Annotated in this window: 2 protein-coding genes; both read right to left on the reverse strand. The window is 50.3% G+C overall.

Features of this window, described 5'->3' with window-relative positions; translation table 11 throughout:
• Positions 1–222 (reverse strand): response regulator (locus AC3G2T_RS38665; RefSeq protein ID WP_488438812.1); only part of this gene is annotated, 222 nt, incomplete at its 3' end.
• A partial coding sequence (locus AC3G2T_RS38670) for a sensor histidine kinase (protein ID WP_488438813.1) occupies positions 215–1,301 on the reverse strand: 1,087 nt, incomplete at its 5' end. The genes AC3G2T_RS38670 and AC3G2T_RS38665, both read right to left, overlap by 8 nt.

Below are 1,301 nucleotides of genomic sequence, written 5' to 3' on the forward strand. Positions count from 1 at the left end.
CGGGTGGCCTTGCAGCTGATCGAGCAGTTCGAACCCATCCATAATTGGCATTCGGATATCTGTGATCATAATATCCGCAGGCTCATGGCGAAGCAGCTCCAGCGCCTCTTGTCCATTCTCGGCAAATCGGCAGTTAAACAGATTAGGAAACTGCCTCTCTATCATCGATTGCAAGCCCCTCCGGATGATCTTCTCGTCGTCGACGATCAGCAAGCTAATCATAGATGTCTAATTCCCCTCCCATGACCCGATACGGCAAAGTCATGATTATTCGTGTATAGCTCCCTTCCTTACTCTCGATCTGAATCCCATATTCCGTCCCATAGCTCATCACTAGGCGTTGGTCCACATTACGCAAACCGATTCCATTGCTGTCGTGGCTATTGTTGCGAACGAATAATTGCCGGGCCTCCTGGTAAGCGGACTCTTCCATTCGGAGCATCCGATTCAATAAGCCCAGCTTCTCTTCCGGTATGCCGCGGCCGTTGTCAGTGATCTCTATGACACAAGCTTGATCACGCCGGACGGCAGAGATCGTAACGGCCAGATTTCCGTTGCTGGAATGCATTTGGCTCATCCCGTGCTTGATTGCATTCTCGAGTGCGGGCTGCAGTGACATTTTGAGCGATTCCTGCTCGAGACATTCCGGTGCAATCGACAATCGGAGATCAAGTCTTCCATCATAACGGATGTTCATGACGGATACATAATGCTGGACCTGCTGAATCTCATCGCTGAGCATCACGTGATCCCGCTTCCATTCCATCGAATACCGCATCATACCGCCTAGCGAGGTCATTATGTCCGATATAAGGAACTGCCCTTCAATCTCCGCCAGCATCTTGACGTTCTCCAGCGTATTGTAGAGGAAGTGGGAATCGATCTGGTTCTTCAGCGCCCGAAGCTCGGCTTCTTTGCCTGCCGCCTGCCTAGCTGCCTGCTCTTGAATGAGCTCGTTAATCTTCAGAATGAGATTGCGGTAATGCAAGCCCAGCTCTCCTACCTCATCGGTACCGGTAATCGGCGGCAGCTCGACGTCAAAGTTACCGCTTCTTACCTGTTTCATCGATTCTCTTAACACCTTAAGCCTGCGCAAAATCATCGCCTGCATCGAGTAAGACAGCAGTACGAGAAATGCCGCTAGTAACGAAATGAGTACAATATAACGAACTCTCGAATGGTGAATGCCTTCCATCGTGTCCGCAAGACTAACCATATTGACCAGATGTACGTCGATCGATGGAATGTAGCTCTGAATCGCCAAGTAGGACTGCCCATTAACCTCGAACTGTACCGTCTCG

The organism is Paenibacillus sp. sgz302191, from assembly GCF_057749925.1.